The sequence below is a fragment of the Rhizobium sp. HT1-10 genome (assembly GCF_049472505.1).
Taxonomy (GTDB): Bacteria; Pseudomonadota; Alphaproteobacteria; order Rhizobiales; family Rhizobiaceae; genus Rhizobium.
The window spans coordinates 61,475-79,425 of sequence record NZ_JBCEBQ010000002.1 but is presented as its reverse complement, the minus strand read 5'-3'; the positions used below and the strand labels follow the sequence as shown (position 1 = coordinate 79,425).

Below are 17,951 nucleotides of genomic sequence, written 5' to 3'. Positions count from 1 at the left end.
TCTGCCTTTCCGTGCAGGCACCAGCATGCGCCGCGTGAATTTTACAAGAATATCAAGCAATTCTCCACTACCCTCGAAAGGAAGCAAATGACGAAGCGATTTGAGAACAAGGTTGTCGTGATCACCGGCGGTAGCGACGGCATCGGGCTAACCACAGCGAAGCTTTTCGCCAGTGAAGGCGCCCTGGTTTACATCACGGGTCGGCGGCAGGAGCCGCTCGATAAGGCGGTGGCCGAAATCGGAAACGGAGCCATCGGCGTTCAGGGAAACGTCGCCGATAGCGCGGATGTTGTTAGACTGTACGAGAGGATCAAGGCTGATCACGGTCGGGTAGACGTCGTATTCGCGAATGCGGGTATCTACGAGGTCGTCGGGATCGAGGACATCGACGAGGATCACATCGATCGTATGTTGAACGTGAACGTCAAAGGCATGATTTTTACCGTTCAGAAAGCCTTGCCCCTGATGACAGCGGGCGGCGCTATTGTCCTGAGCGGCTCGATTGTTTCCGTTAAAGGCCTGCTGAACCAATCGCTCTATAATGCCAGCAAGGCAGCAGTCCGATCCTTCGCGCGGAGTTGGACGAACGAGCTCAAGGACCGTGGTATTCGGGTCAACGTCGTCGCGCCCGCCGGCACGGAAACACCAATGATCCGCAACTATCTCGATGAGCGACCGGGCGTGGAGGAAATGCTCACGCAAAGTGTTCCGCTTGGGCGATTGGCCAAGACCGAGGAGGTCGCACGTGCCGTGATGTTCCTCGCATCGAGCGATAGTAGTTTTGTTGCCGGTCACGAACTCTTCGTCGATGGTGGTGTTGCTGCCGTCTGAATTCTCTGATTCATTTACGACGTCCAACTGGAACTAATCTGCCGACTATCCGGGCGTAACTATCTCGTCTTTGCTCCAGCGCAAGCAAGCAACGAGAGTGATGAGTTATCGCCCGGATAGTTGGAAATTCAACGCCAGCCTGCCCACGGGCAATCCTGAACGGGCAACACAGGTCATGAACGAGGAAAGGTCAGTCGCGCCTGGCCGATTCGATCGACGCCGACATCGTCTTCCGGCTATTGGTCCCGGGATATTCAAATCGCTAGGTGATTAAAGAGGGGTCATCGCTCGATGAGGTCGGCTCGCTGAACGCTCAACCGCCGCGCAGTCCGAAGCACCTCCTGTAAATGCGCTGTCATGGCGTCACTCGCGTGCTGCGGTTCCTGGTGTTCGATTGCATGAACGATCTCCCAGTGCTGTGCCAGAAGCGTCTTCAAGTGAGCAGGATCGGGGAGGCTCAGATAACGAACGCGATCCATCTGCAGTTTCACCGTCTGAATGACGCGCCAGCTTTTGGATAATCCGGCCTCCTCGCAAAAGCTTTTGTGAAACGCTTCGTCAAGCTCGAGGAAGAGGTCGCCATTTCTATCTGCCACAGCAATTTCCTGGCGGGCAAGGTTTGCTTTGATGTCGGTCAAGAACTGCGGTGAAGACTGTCCAGCCAGTCGCCGCACAACGGCGACTTCCAGCGACTCGCGGATGAACTGAGCTTCTTCTACGTCCTTGAGGCGTATGGGCGCTACGAAACTTCCGCGTTGTGGCAATATGTCGATAAGACCTTCGTCCGCCAGACGGATCAATGCTTCCCGGACGGGCGTTCGGCTTACCCCGAGTTGAAGTGATAGCTCCTTTTCACTCAGCGCTTCGGAAGGCAGCATTGCAAGCGTGGTGATGGCCCGTCGGACACGCTCGTAAACCTGCGGTGCGATAGGCTGGCGAATGTTGATCGCTTCAAGCCCCTCGGTTCCTGAGACCAATGTGCCCTCGACCCCTGCTGGTTCTTCCACACGGCGTTTATTTGCCATCCTTCACTCTCCGCACCGCGTGTATCGTCACAACTCGCAAATCGCATATCCGTTCCAGGCAGTCTACCATAGAGATTGACATGCTACCATGGCAGCCTATATATTGGTTTTTGGGGAGCGGAGGATGGTCGACGAAGTTGCGTCAGGATGTTCGCAACGGTGGATGCCATTGTGGAACCAATCGTTGATCGATCTGCGCCAACCCTAGGGTCTCGACAAGAGCGTGGCCCTCTAACGGGGAGTGGAGGAGAGCACCCATGAATTACATTTACAATAGGGCAGCCATTGCGCTTGGCGTCGCACTTTTGACAACGACTTTTATGGTCGGTCTCGCACGGGCAGAGGATGGTGTCGCGACCGGCGACACCGCTGGTAAAAAGATCGCGTTCAGCAATTCCTATGCCGGCAATTCGTTTCGCCAGGTGATGATCAAGAGCTTCCAGGACATGGGCGCAAAGGCGAAGGTCGACGGCAAGATCGCCGATACGGCGGTCGTTAGCGCCAACAACTCGGTTACCGAACAGGCCTCGCAGATCCAGAACCTGATCCTGCAAGGGTATGACGCAATCATCGTTCTGGCCGGTTCGGATACAGCACTCAACGGCGCGATCAAGGATGCATGCGATGCGGGTATCGTTGTCGTTGCTTTCGCCAGCGGCGTAACCGAACCTTGCGCCTACGTAGTTGACTACAACCTTAATTCCTATGCCAAGGCAGAGCTTGATTTCATCAAGGGAAAGCAGGGCGACAAGCCGGCGAATATCCTCGAGATCCGCGGCATGGCTGGCGATGGCTTCGATAAGCGCCTGCATGACGGCGTCGTCAAGGCGCTGGCCGAGCATCCGACCTACAAGAGCGTTGGCGAAGTCTATGGGCAGTGGACGGCCACGGTCGCCCAGAAGGAAGTCTCCGGCATCCTGCCATCTCTGCCGAAGGTCGATGCAGTCCTGACCCAGGGCGGCGATGGTTATGGCGCGGCTCAGGCTTTCAAGGCGGCGAAGCGTGATCTGCCGATCATCATCATGGGAAATCGCCAGGATGAACTGGCGCTGTGGAAGCAGGAGCATGATGCGTCGGGCTACGAGACCTTCTCACTTGGCGCAACGCCATCGGTTTCACAGGTGGCATTCTGGGTCGCCCAGCAGATCCTGGCGGGCAAAAAGGTGCCGAAATTCGTCGAGGTGCCTTTGCTGCAGATCAATCAGCCCGATCTCGACGCATGGTTGAAGACGGTTCCGGAAGGTGGCGTGGTCAACGCGCAGTACCCGCAAGATCTCGTGGCGAAGATTATTGATGCCAACGTCAACAAGACTGCTCTTCCGGCTGTTCCAGCACCGAAGTGAGAATTGACATATGAATGACCTTGCAACCCCCTCGTCGGCGCAGGCTGCAGCAGGCGAGATGATCGATGTTCGCGATATTCGTAAGAGCTACGGCGCAGTTCACGCACTCGGTGGTGTGGATTTTCAGCTACGCTCCGGCGAGGTGGTTGGCTTGGTCGGTCACAACGGCGCCGGCAAGTCGACGCTGATGAATGTCCTGTCAGGCGCAGTCCAGCGCACAGCAGGCAGTTTCCGCTATGGTGGAGAAGACGTTGATATATGGAGCGCAGGGCGAGCCCAGTCGGGAGGCCTGCGCTGCATATTTCAGGAGCTGTCGCTTTGCGCCAACCTTTCTGCTGCCGAGAACACGCGCATTGTCCACCGTCAGCTGCGGGGTTTTGGCTGGCGCGGCCGCGCGCGAGATCTGATCGCGAGGTCGCTTGATGAAATCTTTCCCGGCCACGGCATTGATCCAAATGCGAAGATCTCGGAGCTTTCGATCGCGTTGCGGCAGATGGTGGAAATTGCCCGAGCCTTCACGGAAACGGATATCCCTGTCCGCTGCGTTATCCTTGACGAGCCGACATCGTCCCTCGGGCATCAGGCCACAGAGCAACTCCTGGCCTATATCCGCAAGGCAGCCTCAAAGGGTGTCGCCTGTATTCTCATTACGCACCGACTGAACGAAATCATTTCTGTCTGCAACCGTGCTGTCGTCATGGTGGACGGCAAGGTCGTTGCGGAGCGCGCAACTCGAGGATTGTCGCGCTCCAATCTGGTCGAGATGATGGGCAGCATCGAGGCAGCGCACGAGCATAGACAAAATCAGAGTTCGCGTGGCTTCGGCAAGCCGCAGATAGATCATGCAGGGATCGATGCTGCCGACCGGCCGATCCAAGCCGCAGCCGGCGAGGTCATCGGATTTGCGGGTCTCGACGGCCACGGCCAGCGAGAGAGATTACGCGCAATCTTCGCGGCGATCGAAAGGAGCGGCAAGATCCGAGCGGCCTATGTCGCCGGCGACCGCGGGCTGGAAGGTATTTTCGGACTATGGTCGATCGCCGATAATCTGACGATTCGCAGTCTTAATGCCCTGCAGAAATACGGTTTCGTATCGAGCGCCGGAGCGAAAGATCTCGCCGGAAAGTGGTCTGCACGCCTCAAGGTGAAGGCACCATCCATCGATACGCCGATCCTGTCCCTCAGCGGCGGAAATCAACAGAAAGTGCTTTTCGCACGAGCTCTCGCCTCCGACGCCAGCGTCATTTTCCTGGATGACCCAATGCGCGGCGTCGATGTCGGCACCAAGCAGGAGGTCTATGAATTGATTCGCAGCGAAGCCGAGCGGGGCCGAACTTTCGTCTGGTACACGACCGAGATGGAGGAACTCAATAATTGCGACAGGCTCTATGTATTCCGAGAGGGCAGGGCCGTGGAGGAGATACACGGCGCTGACATCGATCATGGCCGAATCCTTGAAGCTTCGTTTGGAGGTGCAAATGGCTGATGTGATGATCCGACCTCAGTCGGTCGGCCGTCCCGCATGGCTGTCCGCGGCGCTGCAGGTTGGTCTGCCAGCAGTCACGCTTGTTCTCATGCTTGCGGTCATCTTCTGGATAAGGCCGTCCGCCATGAGCTATTTTGGCTTCACGCTGCTTTTCAAGCTGGCGACGCCGCTGGTCTTTGCAGCGCTTGCCCAGATGCTGATCATCATGCTGGGTGATATCGATCTGTCCAATGGCGCCTTCGTCGGGCTGATCACCTGCATCACCGCCCTCAACCTCGACCCCCATCCGTTGCTGGCGGTTCTCCTCTATATGGTGACGATCGCCGTCTATGCCGGCATTGGCCTGCTCATCCATCTTCGCCAGCTGCCCTCGATCATCGTCACGCTTGGCATGTCGTTCATCTGGCTAGGCATCGCCATTATCATCCTGCCCTCGCCGGGCGGTTCGGTGCCAGCATGGCTGTCGGGCTTCATGAACTGGCGTCCACCACTCATTCCGCTGCCGATCTTGTTAGCCGTCGTCGCCGCTGCGGTGGGCCACCTGATCATTACCCGGTCCTCCTATGGAGCGGTTCTTCGCGGTGCTGGCGCCAATCCCCGTTCGATCGAACGGGCAGGTTGGTCAACCACTCGTATCCGTGTGCTGGTGTACGCAGCAGCCGGCGTGCTTGCATCCCTTGCCGGTGTAACGTTGACTGGTCTGACGACTTCAGGGGATCCCAACGTGGCGCCAGCGTATACGCTGCTTGGGGTCGGCGCCGTCATTCTTGGCGGCGGTTCGTTCAACGGCGGCGTCGTCTCGCCGGTCGGAACGGTCATCGGCGCACTGACGCTTTCCCTTGCCGGGTCTCTGTTGAGCTTCCTGCAGGTGCCTCCAACATGGCAGATCGGCGCACAGGGCGGGATCCTGTTCCTCGTGCTGGCCGGGCGTGTCCTCCTGTCGGAGAAAAAATCATGATGTCCCGTCTTACTCTTGCACCCTGGACCTACGGCTTCATCGTCGCGCTGTTGATGTGGATTGCCACCACCGCCTATGCCGGCTTTAGTAGCGCCGAGGCAACCCTGACAGCTGCGCTTACCTTCGGCGCCTTCAGCGTGCTGGTAGGAACCGGCCAGATGTTGGTCATTGCATCGGGGCCGGGTAATATCGATCTGTCGGTACCATCGGTGCTGACGCTTGCGGCCTATGTGTCCATGACCGTGATGAAGGCCCAGGACGGCATGATCCTGGCGGGTTTGCTTGCAGCGATTGCCGTGGGCGCGGTCGCGGGGATGCTCAATTTCCTTGCCATTACGCTTCTACGACTACCGCCGATCATCGCGACGCTGGCGTGGAGTTTCGTGTTCCAGTCCTTCGCCTTCAACCTTGGCGGAGAGGCGACGCTGAAGCCGCCGGCCATGTTGTCTGCGTTCACACAATGGCGCGTTGGGGGCATTCCATTCATGCCTTTCGCCGTCATGCTCTTGACCGTCATCACCATGCTTGTCCTTTCGCGCGGCATCTGGGGTCGCCGTCTTCTGGCCGTCGGCCAAAGCGAGCCGGCAGCGCGGCTGGCCGGTATATCGGCGGGGCGTGTTCGGCTTATTGCCTACAGCCTTTGCGGCGTTGCCGGCGGTCTCGCGGGCTTCCTGCTGTCCGGCTTTTCCGGCGGTGCAGCGCTGAACATGGGGGATGTCTACCTTCTGGAATCCATTGCCGTCGTGGTGCTTGGCGGTACCAGCGTCGCGGGCGGCCAGGCAAATGCCGTCGGCATCTGGGGTGCCGCGCTTTTCTTCAATCTGATGGCGACAATGCTGAATACCTTCCAGATGCAGGCGGGCGTGCGCTTCGTGCTGACCGGCGCGTTGATCATCCTCATCGTGGCAATCGCGCCCCGACCGCGGGTTGCCTGACATGGACAACCTCACCGCTCTCTTCAAGGAAGGCCGCTTCAGGTTGATCGATCTCACCCATCCCATGAAAGAAGGGATGCCGGTCTGGCCAACCCATCCGGCATTCTGTCAGGAAGTCATCGAGAGCTATGATAACGGCGATCTCGCCTGTAATCACTCGCTTTGCTTAAGCGAACATTCCGGCACGCATTTCGATGCGCCTTTGCATTTTATCAAGGGTGGCCAGTCGATTGCAGAGATTTCCCTTGATCAATTCTTTGGCCGCCTCGCGACCATCGACGCGCAAGATTGTGCCCCTTGCGAAGCCGTAACTATCGATCGAATCCTGGAGTTCGAGGACCGCTACGGTCCGATCGAGGCAGGAGATGCGGTGTTCTTCCATTTCGGTTGGGACCGCTACTGGAATGATGCCTCCCAACAGGATTGCTTTCTCAAGGATTGGCCAGGCCTGTCGCAGGCTGCCAGCGAGTTGTTGCAGGAGCGGAGCGTTCGCGTCGTCGGCTCAGACTGCCTTTCGATCGATTGCTATGGCAGTTCGAATTTCCCCGCCCACAATATCCTCCTTGGCGGAAACATCCTCGTCGGCGAAAACTTTGCCAATCTCGGACAATTGCCGCCCTACTGCTTTCTGGTGGCCTTGCCATTGCCAATCGTGGGCGGCTCCGGATCTCCAGCGAGAGCAGTGGCACTCGTCGAATCTAACATGGCATCCGATCGAGGCGCTTCGGGTGCTTTGCACGCAGAAATGAATACAAGAGGTAAGGCATGAGACATACATGGCGCTGGTTCGGGCCCATCGACAAGGTCAGTGTTCGCGACGCGGCCCAGGCGGGGGCTCAGGCTATCGTCAGCGCACTTCACCATGTGCCAACCGGAACGGCATGGACGACCGAGGACGTCGCCAAGAGACAAAGCGAGGTCCGGGCCGGGGGCCTGGAATGGGAACTAGTGGAAAGCATTCCGATATCCGAAAGCATCAAGACCATGTCGGGCGATTGGGAGGCCCATGTTGAGGCCTGGAAGGAAAGCCTGCGCGTCTTGGCAGGCGCCGGCATTTTCACTGTCTGCTACAACTTCATGCCGGTCCTAGACTGGACACGGACCGACCTCCGCTGGGAAACGCCGAGCGGTGCACGGGCAATGCGCTTCGACCTGATCGACTTCGTGGCGTTTGATATCCATGTTCTTCAGCGACCCGCAGCTAACGCGGACTACCCGCCAAATGTGATCGCACAAGCCGAGGAGCGATACCGAGCCATGTCCGATGAGAAAAAGGACGCGCTCTCTCGCAATATTGGAGCCGGCCTTCCAGGGTCTTCCGACGGCTACAGCATCGGCGAGTTGCGCGAGGCACTCGCGCGCTACGCATCTATCGATGCGAAGACCCTGCGCGCCAACCTGATTACGTTCCTGTCGGAGGTGGTTCCTGTTGCCGAAGAGCTCGGGATGCGTCTGTGTGCCCATGGGGATGATCCGCCATGGCCGCTGCTAGGATTACCGCGTATCCTGTCGACGGAAGCGGATTATGTCGAGGTGCTCGGCGCCGTCGACAGTCCCGCAAACGGCGTGACGTTCTGCACCGGCTCGCTTGGCGTGCGCGCCGATAATGATCTTCCGGGCATGGTCAGGCGCCTTGCACCGCGCATCCACTTCGTGCATCTGCGCAACGTCCGACGGGAAGATGAGACTACGCCATGCTCGTTCTTTGAGGACGAACATCTGGAGGGCAATACCGACATGGTGGCGGTTATCGCTGCTATCGTCGCTGAAGAAAATCGCCGCAGGACTGAGGGCCGCGCAGATCACCAGATTTTCATGCGACCCGACCACGGCCAGGAAATCCTCAACGATCTGACGCGCGGCGCGCAACCGGGCTATCCGGCCATCGGCCGGCTCAAGGGCCTGGCAGAGCTTCGCGGCATCGAGCGGACCCTGTCGCACGCGACTTATGGACTGGCTTGATCATGCAAAGGTTGAGTATGCAGACATCCCTCCCAGAAGGCGTGCAGCTGCCTGGGTACGACCGAGCAAGGCTGAAACCGGGCATCGTCCACCTCGGTATCGGCGCTTTCCATCGTGCCCATCAGGCGGTCTATACCGACGATGCGCTTGCGCACGAGTTCGGTGACTGGGGCATCGTCGGAGCAAGTCTCCGGTCGACAGACATCGTCCACGCACTGACCGTGCAAAATTGCCTGCACAGTGTCGTTACGCGTGACCACCTGGGAGATCGTGCACGTATCGTCGGTTCGACTGTCAGGGCAATCGCGGCAACTGAAGATCGAGATGCACTTCTCGATTGCCTTTCAGATCCGGCCATCAGGATCGTGACGTTGACTGTCAGCGAAAAAGCGTACGGTATAGATCCGAGCACCGGTGGTCTCGATACGGGTCATGCCGCAGTGGCTCACGATCTCGCGGATCCCCATCATCCCGTCGGAGCAGTAGGCTTTCTCGTCGAAGGCCTTGCCCGCAGGAATGCGCTTGGCCACGCGCCATTCACCGTGCTTTGCTGCGATAACCTTCCCGGCAATGGCCATGTCGTTCGCCGTTTGGTGATTGAAATGGCCTTTCGACGCGATCCTGAGCTCGGCCAGTGGATCGAGACGCAAGGCCGTTTCCCGTCAAGCATGGTGGATCGCATCGTGCCGGCCGCAACAGACGCTGACCGTGAACGCGCGGCCAGCATCATCGAAGCTGCGGACGCCCTGGCACTCGAGACCGAGCCGTTTACGCAATGGGTGATTGAAAACAGCTTTGTCTCCGGACGACCCGCCTGGGAGGCGGGTGGCGCGCTTTTTGTTGAGGCAGTCGAACCGTACGAGAAGATGAAGCTCAGACTTCTCAACGGCTCGCATTCGCTTATTGCCTATCTAGGGCAAATACGCGGCCTGGAATACGTTCGCGATGTCATGGCCAAAGCCGATTATCAGCAAATCGTTCGCCACCATATGCAAGCAGCGCTGCCGACGCTCGATCCGGTGCCCGGAATCGATCTTGACGCATATATCGAGCAGTTGATCGCCCGATTTGCCAATCCGGCTATCGCCCATCGGACGGCGCAGATCGCCATGGATGGTACCCAGAAATTGCCGCAGCGGATCTTTGCTCCAGCATCAGAGACGATAGCAGCCGGACGGGAGGCCGACGCATTCGCCTATGCTACGGCATTGTGGATCGCCTACGTGCTGACAACGGAAAATGTTGATGACCCCCGTGCTGACGAGCTGCGAAAAGCGGCCCAAGACAGTACGCTACGCAATGACGGTTCCGTGGCTTTCTTCGATATCCCTGGGCTTTTTCCGCCTACACTCATGATTGATGCTGCGTGGCGAGCCAGCGTCGACCGGCATCTGAAATCCATTCAATCGGTCTGAGCACTGCTCTTCAAAGGACCCTCCGCCGGAGGTCTGGCACCAGACAAGACAACAACGGAGACAACATGGTTACGATATCTGTTTTGGAACCCCACAAGCTAGGCATCGACCAGCGCGATGCGCTGCCGCCGGGCGAAGGGGAGGTCGCTATCCAAGTCATAAGGGCCGGTATTTGCGGCTCGGATATGCACATCCTTCACGGCTCCAATCCGTTCGTAACCTATCCGCGCATCATCGGGCACGAGTTCGCGGGAGTTATAACGGCGCTTGGCCGTGGCGTATCTCACCTCGCGATCGGCGATCATGTGGTTGCCGATCCGGTGATATCCTGCGGCAAATGCCATCCATGCCGCATTGGCCGCTCGAACGTTTGCGCCAAGTTGCAGGTCATTGGCGTCCACCGAGACGGCGGATTCCGGTCGGTCGCCATCATCCCGCAGGAAAATGCCGTCAAGATCTCGCCGTCGCTCGGCTTTGACGTTGCAGCACTTGCCGAGCCGCTGGCGGTGGCGGCGAATGTTCTATCTCGCACAGAATGCGGCGCTGACGACGTCGTGATGATTTACGGCGCCGGTACGGTGGGTATCACGGTCCTTCAGGTTGCGAAGATGCGCGGCGCGCGCTGCATCGTCGCTGATATCGACCCGCAACGCCTCGAGCGAGCCGTTGAGTTTGGTGCCGATATCGTCATCAATTCCCGGGAGAAATCGGTTCCCGAGGAGGTCGCAGCGGAGATGGAGGGCTTGGGGCCATCGGTCGTCATCGATGGTGCAGGTATCCCGGCACTACTCAATGAAGCCTGCCGCATTGCTGGCCCAGCCGGCCGCATTGGGCTTCTCGGCTTCTCTGCAGCGCCGTGCAACGTTAGCCAGCAGGAAATCGTCCGCAAGGAATTGAGCCTAGTTGGTTCGCGCCTCAACCGACGGTTCATCGCCGAAGTCGTGCATTGGCTCGAGACGGGCAAGCTGAAACCCGTAGACATGATCACGCAAACATTCAACGCGGCCGACGCTCGCAAGGCCTTCGATTTGGTCGAGAAGCATCCTGAGCAAACGCTGAAAGTACAGCTGGCTTTTGATGCGTGATGGTATGCGCAATTGTAGTAGTGGGATAACATGGAAAAGAGATTGAGCATTGCCTCCGTGGGGGAGTGCATGATCGAGCTATCCAGCACCGGGCCGGACAGCTGGCAGTCGGCCTATGCTGGTGATACGTTCAACACTCTATGGACGATGCGGGCGCTCCTGCCCTCTGATAGCATTCTTGATTTTGTGACGGCCTTCGGAGACGATGGATTCTCTCGAAGACAACAGGCATTCTTCAACGAACGCGGGATCGGCACTGCCCACAGCCCAGTCATCCCAGGATTGCGACCCGGTCTCTACGCCACTACGCTGGATGGCTATGAGCGGAGCTTCGATTATTGGCGTAGCCAGTCCGCCGCACGCCAGTTGGCTGTTGACCGTAACGCACTGAGACAAAGCCTCTCTGGAAGAGACCTGATCTACTTCTCCGGCATTACAACGGCAGTCATGCCCAATGAACATCTTGAAACTCTTTTTGATGAACTTTCGGCCGCACGCCAACGTGGCACCAGGATTGCATTTGATCCCAACTACCGCAGCCGCTTGTGGAGCAACCAAAAGTTCGCGATGGAGGTGATCGGCGAGGCTCTATCGCTAAGTGATATAGTCCTGCCAACATTCGATGATGAGCGAAGCCTCTATGGCGATGAAAATCCCATCGCCACGCTCGATCGAGTTTCCATGAGTGGTCCAAGCGAAATCGTGGTGAAGTGTGGATCAGATCCGGCATTTTACCGTCTGGATGGAGACGGAGGAACATCGCCAGCGCAAACCGTTCACACACCCGTCGATACGACAGGTGCTGGTGATGCCTTCAATGGTGGATATCTAGCGAACCGCCTGCTTGGTCGTGGAATCTCGATCTCCTTGCGTGACGCCCATTCGGTCGCGGCTATTTCGATCCAGAGCAAAGGCGCTCTGACCCCCCATGCCAAATTGATGTCACCATGCATTCCCAGCAAATCAAATTGATGTAAGGAAAGAAGTGATGGACATATCGGTAGCTGATGCGGTCGAAAAAGGGCGCCGTCGGCTCGATACAAGTCAAGGCGGATCATGCCAGGCGTTGCCGCTCCTCACATGAGTTCCATAGATAGTTTTTATCTATTTTATAGATGTAGCCGAGTACACTCTATTTCCAAGTACAACTTGCCAATGACTTCAAGGGTTTCACTTTGGGATTTGGTATGAATCGGTGCTATACGCAGATCACCCTCGCTGATCGCCGACGCCTTCATCACCTGTGGCGGCAAACGTTCCCATCACGAGATGGCGCGCGACAGGCGCGCAAAGTTGCGCAAGCTTGCCCGTCTCTCCGAGCTGAGTCAGGGAGTCATCGGGCAGATTTGCATGGCTGGTCGCCACAGCAAAATGCCGGCCGGCTACAGGTCAAAGGTCAAAAAAATTGCGTCGGCCATGAGACGTGACCTTGCCCCGCTAAATTAATCCACTGGAAGTAAGTTATGGCTCTCGGACAGCACCAGAGAATGTAGCGCAACCGATTTACGGATGAACATCGGCGGAACCGCCATTGCGGTGAGGCTCACAAATTTATGCGTTTTCTGTCAATATCAGCGATAAAATTGATGTATTCTTTTCCTCAATAACACGGAACCGGAAAACCGGGCCATCAGGGGAATGTCGAGACATGAGATACGTAGTCGACACGATTGGCCGACGTGCTGCTGGCGATGCCTGGCAGGCCGCTGTCACAGAAACCTATTTTCCGCTCGATACCGAATACCGAAACCGGCATGAATTTGCTGGGGAGCTTGAGACGTGGTCGCTCGGGCTCGTCGGCGTTTCGCGAATGAAGTGCGACGGCGTCTGCTATAAGCGCCAGCGACGACATTTCCTCAACGAGGGTGACGCCAGCTTGCTGATCTCTATTCCGGAGGTGAGCGAAATTAACTTTTCCCAGGGCTCACGCAGCGTCAAGTGCAATCCAGGCGGTTTCATCCTGGAGCGCGGCGACGCACCCTATGAATTCTGGCACGGGCGACCGAACGCCCTCTGGGTTCTCAAGGTCCCGTCTGCCAGTGTGCGGTCGCGCATTGGCTCGGCCGATCGGTTCAGCGCCCTGAGTTTCGATGCAACGCGTGGCATCGCCGCGCTGTTTTTGGATACCGTTCGCACCACGATCGGCCGTGTCGGGGAGATCGATGACGCGGCGCGTGAAATGTCCGGTCGACATCTTCTCGAAATGCTGTGCCTGTCGATCGTCAGCGACGACCGTGTGCTCGACAGCAATGTCTCATCGATCCGCGCCGGGCATCTCCACCGTGCCGAACAATATATCCGCGACAACATCAAAAGCCGCCATCTTGGTCCGCAAGCCGTTGCCGAAGCCGGCGGTATATCGCTTCGCTATCTGCAAGGGCTGTTCCAGGAAAACAAGAAATCGATCAACGGCTTTATTCGCGACAGTCGGCTCGATCATTGCGCCGAGGAGCTGATGTCCGTGACATCGACTGCGACGATAGCGGAAATCGCCTACCGGTGGGGCTTCGCGGACCAGTCCCAGTTCTGCCGACACTACCGCGCCCGCTTCGGCTGTTCGCCCGGAGAGACCCGGCGCGAAGCAGCGCTTCGTGCAAGGGCATCGGAAACGGCTCTTCGGCACTAATCAAGCTATTGATTCAATGTCTTATATTTTGATTGTTCCGCTTTTCCTGAAAGCGGAAGGAGCGAGGTTGCGCCTACTACGGGCTCTCCGACTGCTGTCGCTCGCAGACGACGAAGATGCCGCCCTGCTGTGGGGCGGGTGGATAGAATGTCACTGGCTGCACCGGCCGCAGAGGATTGAGCATGACCAAGACAAGGGTTGCCGTGGACGTCGGTGGGACTTTCACCGACATCTGCATCATGAACGAGGAAACAGGGGCGATCCGGATCGAGAAAATCGGTTCCACGCCCGACGATCCGATGCGCGCCATCCTTGATGGAGTGGAGCAGGCAAAGATCGATCTCTCGGAGGTGACGATGTTCTCGCACGGCACGACCGTTGCGACAAACGCTCTGATCACCCGGCGCCTGCCGCGCGCGGCAATGATCTGCACGGAAGGATTTCGCGACGTCGTCGAGATCCGCCGCGCCAACAAGGAAGATCTCTGGGACACCTACAAGGATGTCGCCAAGCCCTACATCCCGCGCCGTGACAGGCTGACGGTCGGCGAGCGGATAGATGCAGAGGGTGTCGTGCTACAGCCTCTGAACGAGGCGGATGCCTATCGTGTCGCGGGCATACTGAAAAGACGCCAGGTCAAGTCGATCGCGATCTGTTTCGTGAACTCGTATACCAACGGCGCCAACGAACGCCGGATGCGCGACATCGTCAAGGAGGTGATGCCTGATTTGCCGGTGTCGATATCCTCCGAGGTGATGCCGGAGATCTTCGAACACGAGCGCTTTTCCACCACCATGGCCAATGCGGTCTGCGCGCCTGTGGTGGTCGATTACGTCTCGCGACTGAGCGAGAAGCTGGCCGCCGGCGGTTACCGGCGCGACCTGTTGTTGCTCCACTCCGGAGGCGGCGTCATGACGCCTGCCAGTGTCCGCGATTTTTCGGCGCGGCTGGCTGGATCGGGTATAGCCGCCGGTGCCATCGCCAGCCGGTTCATCGGCAATCTCTGCGGATTCCGGAATTCCATCGGCTTTGACATGGGGGGGACCAGCACCGACGTGTCGCTCGCCTGGAACGGTGAGTCGCGCATCACCAAGGACTGGTACATCGAGTATGGATATCCCATCCGCTTTCCATCGATCGAGGTGCTGACGATCGGCGCCGGGGGTGGCTCGCTGGCCTGGCAGGACGAGGGCGGTTCGTTGCGCAATGGTCCGCAATCGGCAGGCGCCCATCCGGGGCCCGCCTGCTACCGAAACGGCAACCGGGTGGCCACGAACACGGATGCAAACGTGGTCCTCGGCCGGCTTGGCAGCAGCCTGGCCGGTGGCAAGATCACCCTTGATCCCACCTTAGCTTCGCAAGCCGTCCAGCAGACGGTGGCGGGACCGTTCGGCATGGAACTGCACAAGGCGGCGGAAGCCATCGTCTCGGTTGCCAACGCCAACATGGCCAATGCTGTCCGTCTGCTCTCTATCAGCCGCGGTTACGATCCCCGCGATTTTGCACTCGTCGCCTTCGGCGGCGCCGGTGCCTTGCATGGCGCTGCGGTCGCGAAGGAGCTCTCTATACCGACGGTTATCGTTCCTCCCAATCCCGGTGTTACCTCAGCGCTCGGCTGCCTGCTCGTCGATGTCCAGCACGACTTTTCCGAAAGCTTCATGACCGATGCCTCGGTCGTCTCGGTGGACAATATCGAAACGGCGTTCGGCCGCATGGAAGCGCAGGCCGCTGAACGGCTTGCGCATGAGGGCATCGCGCCTGCGGACATGGCGATGCAGCGCACGGTCGAGATGATGTATCAGGGACAATGGCGCTCCCTGAGCGTCAGCGCGCCGGCCCCGATCACTAGCGTTGCCGCCCTGATCGAAGCATTTCATGCGGAGCATGAACGCGAATTCAATTATCGGCGCGATGAAGAGCCGGTGTCGATCTTCCGGATCGCCATCAAGGCTGTTGGCGTCGTGCCAAAGGCGGAATTGCCGAAATACGAAGTCCGCGAACATACAGCGGCACCGGTCGGCCACCGACCGGTATGGTTCGACGGCGTCGCCTACGATGCGGCAATCTATCAGCGTGAAGCGCTGGAGGCGGGGGCGACCTTCCGCGGTCCGGCCATCGTCGAGCAATTCGATTCCACCACCGTCGTCCCGCCCGCCATGAGCGCCAGGGTCGATGCCTTCCTGAACATTCTTATCGGAACGAAAGGCTGAGACATGAGCACGCCCATGGAAGCGGACAAGAGCCTCGATCCCGTCACCTTCGAAGTCCTCAAGAACTCCTTCATCACAACGGTCGACCAGATGGCCGAGCAGATGCTGCGCACCTGCTATTCCTTCGTCATCTATAACCGCGACCTCTCCAACGCACTGCATGATGCCGACGGCAATTCCGTGGCGCAGGGTAACTATGACATCGCCGTCCATGTCGGCACCCTGCACAACACCTGCAAGGAAGTTATCCGCGTTTTCGAAAACGATATGGCGCCGGGCGATGTCTACGCCATCAACGATCCCTATGCCGGCGGAACGCATTTCAGCGACGTGCGCCTCGTGCGTCCGATTTTCGATGAAGACACGTTGATCGGCTTTGCCCAGTCAAATGGTCATTGGTCGGACCTCGGCGGCTCCGTCCCTGGTTCCTTTGACGTGACCGCCCGGGACATGTTCCGGGAAGGGCTGCGCATCACGCCCGTGCGGCTGTTTCGAGCCGGTCGCTTCTGTTCCGATGTCGCCAACATGATCGCCGCCAACACGCGCGATCCCGCCTCGATCATCGGCGATATCCATTCCCAGGCACAGGCGACGCAGGCGGCGGAACGTGAACTTCTGCGTCTCGTCAAAAAATACGGCCGCGAAAAGGTGACCCGTGGCATGGAGGAAGTCCAGGACTACGTCGAGCGGGCGGTTCGCAAGCGGCTTGCCGAGCTTCCTGACGGCACATGGGAGACCGTTGACTACATCGACCGTGATCTCGGCGCAGGGGAGGGGATGATCCCGATCCGTATCAAGATGACGATCAAGGGCGACACAGTGCACTACGATTTTGCCGGCAGCCACGCGACGATCGCTTCCATGTACAACTCCGCGCCGGGCGCGACGTTTTCGGCTGTTGTCGCCGGCATGAAGACATTCTTTCCCGATCTGCCGCTCAACAGCGGCTTCTACCGGATGATCCAGGTCACCGCACCAAAGAACAGCATCGTCAGCGCCGAATGGCCGGTGGCGGTCACCGGCTTTCTCATGCCCTTCGAGAAGATCATGAATGCAATTTTCGAGATGTGGTCGCAGATCATGCCCGACCGCGCCATCGCCTGCGCTTTCAATCTTGAATACCTACTGGCCGGTGGCCGGGATGCCCGAAAGCCGGAAAAGCCGATCTTCATGTTCTACGAGTGGCTGCCAGGCGGCTGGGGCGGTCGCAACGGCAAGGATGGGGCCGATGTGACCACCGCCTGCTTCGGCACGGGACTGATGTCCCAGCCGAACGAAGGTAACGAGCGCGTCAACCCGACGAGGACGACCGAGTTCCAGATCAAGACGGATTCGGCAGGGCCGGGCAAATGGCGCGGCGGCGTGGGCGTGCAGAAGACATCCGTGCTGCTCGATGCCGAAAATGCCGTCATGTCCTACATCTGCGATCGCGAGCGCGCTGTCGTCTGGGGCATCGAGGGGGGGCTGCCCTCCATGCCGCATGGTCTCACGATCCGCCGCGCCGGAACAGATGCCGACACTTGGCTCGGTTCGGTATTCTCCGACTATCCCGTTTTCACCGGGGACGAGTTTGCGCGTCCGACGGCCGGTGGGGGTGGTTTCGGGGACCCGCTGGAGCGTGACCCGCTTCACGTCATGGAAGACGTGATCGACGACTACGTTTCGATCGAACGGGCAGCTGTCGATTATGGCGTTGTGCTGAAGGTGATCGATCGCGACATGTGCGCCTACGAAATCGAAGCCGCAGCGACCGATGCTGCTCGCGCCGATATCCGCAGCCAGCGCAAGGCGTGGGCCCGCATGGACCCGTCGATCGTTTCCGCCCGCTACAAGGCAGGCGAGATCAACGCGCTGGATGCCGTGCGCCGGTTTGCCGTGATCCTGGAATGGGAGAGCGGCGAAGTGCTCGAGAAGACCACCGCTCAGTTTCGCGAGAGCTTCGAAAAGCGCAGCGTCGCGCACTGGGCTTGAACGTCGGCATTGACGGGCGCTGCCACGGTGTCAGCGCCCGTATCTGTTTTATCGATATTACTTTCAAAAAACTACTATTTCACATGAGCGCACGCCTGGGACAG

General features: G+C 58.6%; 14 protein-coding genes and 1 pseudogene. 14 read left to right on the top strand and 1 reads right to left on the bottom strand.

All coding sequences use genetic code 11. The annotated features are described in order from the left end of the window. The first annotated feature begins 87 nt into the window (after positions 1 to 87). Positions 88 to 831 (top strand): SDR family NAD(P)-dependent oxidoreductase, encoded by a 744-nt coding sequence (locus VH564_RS05490; protein WP_423338810.1) that lies wholly within the window; start codon positions 88 to 90, stop codon positions 829 to 831. Between the two features lie 281 nt (positions 832 to 1,112). On the opposite strand, the gene VH564_RS05485 is transcribed toward VH564_RS05490, so the two are convergent. Then, positions 1,113 to 1,856 (bottom strand): GntR family transcriptional regulator, encoded by a 744-nt coding sequence (locus VH564_RS05485; RefSeq protein WP_423338809.1) that lies wholly within the window; start codon positions 1,854 to 1,856, stop codon positions 1,113 to 1,115. A gap of 257 nt (positions 1,857 to 2,113) precedes the next feature. Between VH564_RS05485 and VH564_RS05480 the strand changes: the two genes are divergently transcribed. The 13 genes and pseudogenes from VH564_RS05480 to VH564_RS05420 all read left to right on the top strand — a co-directional run bounded on the left by VH564_RS05480 (position 2,114) and on the right by VH564_RS05420 (position 17,847). Then, a complete protein-coding gene (locus VH564_RS05480; protein WP_423338808.1) occupies positions 2,114 to 3,199 on the top strand; it encodes an ABC transporter substrate-binding protein in 1,086 nt (361 codons plus the stop codon). 10 nt (positions 3,200 to 3,209) lie between these two features. Further along, positions 3,210 to 4,685 (top strand): sugar ABC transporter ATP-binding protein, encoded by a 1,476-nt coding sequence (locus tag VH564_RS05475; RefSeq protein ID WP_423338807.1) that lies wholly within the window; start codon positions 3,210 to 3,212, stop codon positions 4,683 to 4,685. After that, positions 4,678 to 5,643: an ABC transporter permease gene (locus VH564_RS05470; protein ID WP_423338806.1), complete on the top strand. Its 966-nt coding sequence runs from the start codon at positions 4,678 to 4,680 to the stop codon at positions 5,641 to 5,643. Before VH564_RS05475 ends, VH564_RS05470 begins: the two co-directional genes overlap by 8 nt. After that, positions 5,643 to 6,578, top strand: coding sequence for an ABC transporter permease (locus VH564_RS05465; protein ID WP_423338805.1), 936 nt, complete (start codon positions 5,643 to 5,645; stop codon positions 6,576 to 6,578). The genes VH564_RS05470 and VH564_RS05465 overlap by 1 nt, the downstream gene beginning before the upstream one ends. Before the next feature lies 1 nt (position 6,579). Then, positions 6,580 to 7,347, top strand: a complete 768-nt coding sequence (locus tag VH564_RS05460) for a cyclase family protein (RefSeq protein WP_423338804.1) — start codon at positions 6,580 to 6,582, stop codon at positions 7,345 to 7,347. Continuing rightward, positions 7,344 to 8,540, top strand: a complete 1,197-nt coding sequence (uxuA, locus tag VH564_RS05455; protein WP_423338803.1) for a mannonate dehydratase — start codon at positions 7,344 to 7,346, stop codon at positions 8,538 to 8,540. Before VH564_RS05460 ends, uxuA begins: the two co-directional genes overlap by 4 nt. Further along, on the top strand, positions 8,540 to 9,955 hold the full coding sequence (locus VH564_RS05450) for a mannitol dehydrogenase family protein (RefSeq protein WP_423339379.1): 1,416 nt from the start codon (positions 8,540 to 8,542) through the stop codon (positions 9,953 to 9,955). Before uxuA ends, VH564_RS05450 begins: the two co-directional genes overlap by 1 nt. A 65-nt stretch (positions 9,956 to 10,020) precedes the next feature. After that, on the top strand, positions 10,021 to 11,040 hold the full coding sequence (locus VH564_RS05445) for a Zn-dependent oxidoreductase (protein ID WP_423339378.1): 1,020 nt from the start codon (positions 10,021 to 10,023) through the stop codon (positions 11,038 to 11,040). 30 nt (positions 11,041 to 11,070) lie between these two features. Next, on the top strand, positions 11,071 to 12,012 hold the full coding sequence (locus tag VH564_RS05440) for a sugar kinase (protein ID WP_423338802.1): 942 nt from the start codon (positions 11,071 to 11,073) through the stop codon (positions 12,010 to 12,012). Positions 12,013 to 12,303: 291 nt separating this feature from the next. Beyond that, a pseudogene (locus tag VH564_RS05435) lies at positions 12,304 to 12,464 on the top strand (IS30 family transposase); the annotation flags it as partial. Positions 12,465 to 12,688: 224 nt separating this feature from the next. Continuing rightward, positions 12,689 to 13,666: a helix-turn-helix domain-containing protein gene (locus VH564_RS05430; RefSeq protein ID WP_423338801.1), complete on the top strand. Its 978-nt coding sequence runs from the start codon at positions 12,689 to 12,691 to the stop codon at positions 13,664 to 13,666. Positions 13,667 to 13,848: 182 nt separating this feature from the next. Beyond that, on the top strand, positions 13,849 to 15,876 hold the full coding sequence (locus VH564_RS05425) for a hydantoinase/oxoprolinase family protein (RefSeq protein WP_423338800.1): 2,028 nt from the start codon (positions 13,849 to 13,851) through the stop codon (positions 15,874 to 15,876). Positions 15,877 to 15,879: 3 nt separating this feature from the next. Further along, complete coding sequence (locus tag VH564_RS05420; RefSeq protein ID WP_423338799.1) at positions 15,880 to 17,847, top strand: hydantoinase B/oxoprolinase family protein; 1,968 nt, start codon at positions 15,880 to 15,882, stop codon at positions 17,845 to 17,847. Positions 17,848 to 17,951 lie beyond the last annotated feature (104 nt).

Excerpts from the sequence above, each read along its gene's own strand:
- VH564_RS05490 (WP_423338810.1), top strand. The coding sequence starts at position 88 with ATGACGAAGCGATTTGAGAACAAGGTTGTCGTGATCACCGGCGGTAGC.
- VH564_RS05485 (WP_423338809.1), bottom strand. The coding sequence starts at position 1,856 with ATGGCAAATAAACGCCGTGTGGAAGAACCAGCAGGGGTCGAGGGCACA.
- VH564_RS05480 (WP_423338808.1), top strand. The coding sequence starts at position 2,114 with ATGAATTACATTTACAATAGGGCAGCCATTGCGCTTGGCGTCGCACTT.
- VH564_RS05475 (WP_423338807.1), top strand. The coding sequence starts at position 3,210 with ATGAATGACCTTGCAACCCCCTCGTCGGCGCAGGCTGCAGCAGGCGAG.
- VH564_RS05470 (WP_423338806.1), top strand. The coding sequence starts at position 4,678 with ATGGCTGATGTGATGATCCGACCTCAGTCGGTCGGCCGTCCCGCATGG.
- VH564_RS05465 (WP_423338805.1), top strand. The coding sequence starts at position 5,643 with ATGTCCCGTCTTACTCTTGCACCCTGGACCTACGGCTTCATCGTCGCG.
- VH564_RS05460 (WP_423338804.1), top strand. The coding sequence starts at position 6,580 with ATGGACAACCTCACCGCTCTCTTCAAGGAAGGCCGCTTCAGGTTGATC.
- uxuA (WP_423338803.1), top strand. The coding sequence starts at position 7,344 with ATGAGACATACATGGCGCTGGTTCGGGCCCATCGACAAGGTCAGTGTT.
- VH564_RS05445 (WP_423339378.1), top strand. The coding sequence starts at position 10,021 with ATGGTTACGATATCTGTTTTGGAACCCCACAAGCTAGGCATCGACCAG.
- VH564_RS05440 (WP_423338802.1), top strand. The coding sequence starts at position 11,071 with ATGGAAAAGAGATTGAGCATTGCCTCCGTGGGGGAGTGCATGATCGAG.
- VH564_RS05430 (WP_423338801.1), top strand. The coding sequence starts at position 12,689 with ATGAGATACGTAGTCGACACGATTGGCCGACGTGCTGCTGGCGATGCC.
- VH564_RS05425 (WP_423338800.1), top strand. The coding sequence starts at position 13,849 with ATGACCAAGACAAGGGTTGCCGTGGACGTCGGTGGGACTTTCACCGAC.
- VH564_RS05420 (WP_423338799.1), top strand. The coding sequence starts at position 15,880 with ATGAGCACGCCCATGGAAGCGGACAAGAGCCTCGATCCCGTCACCTTC.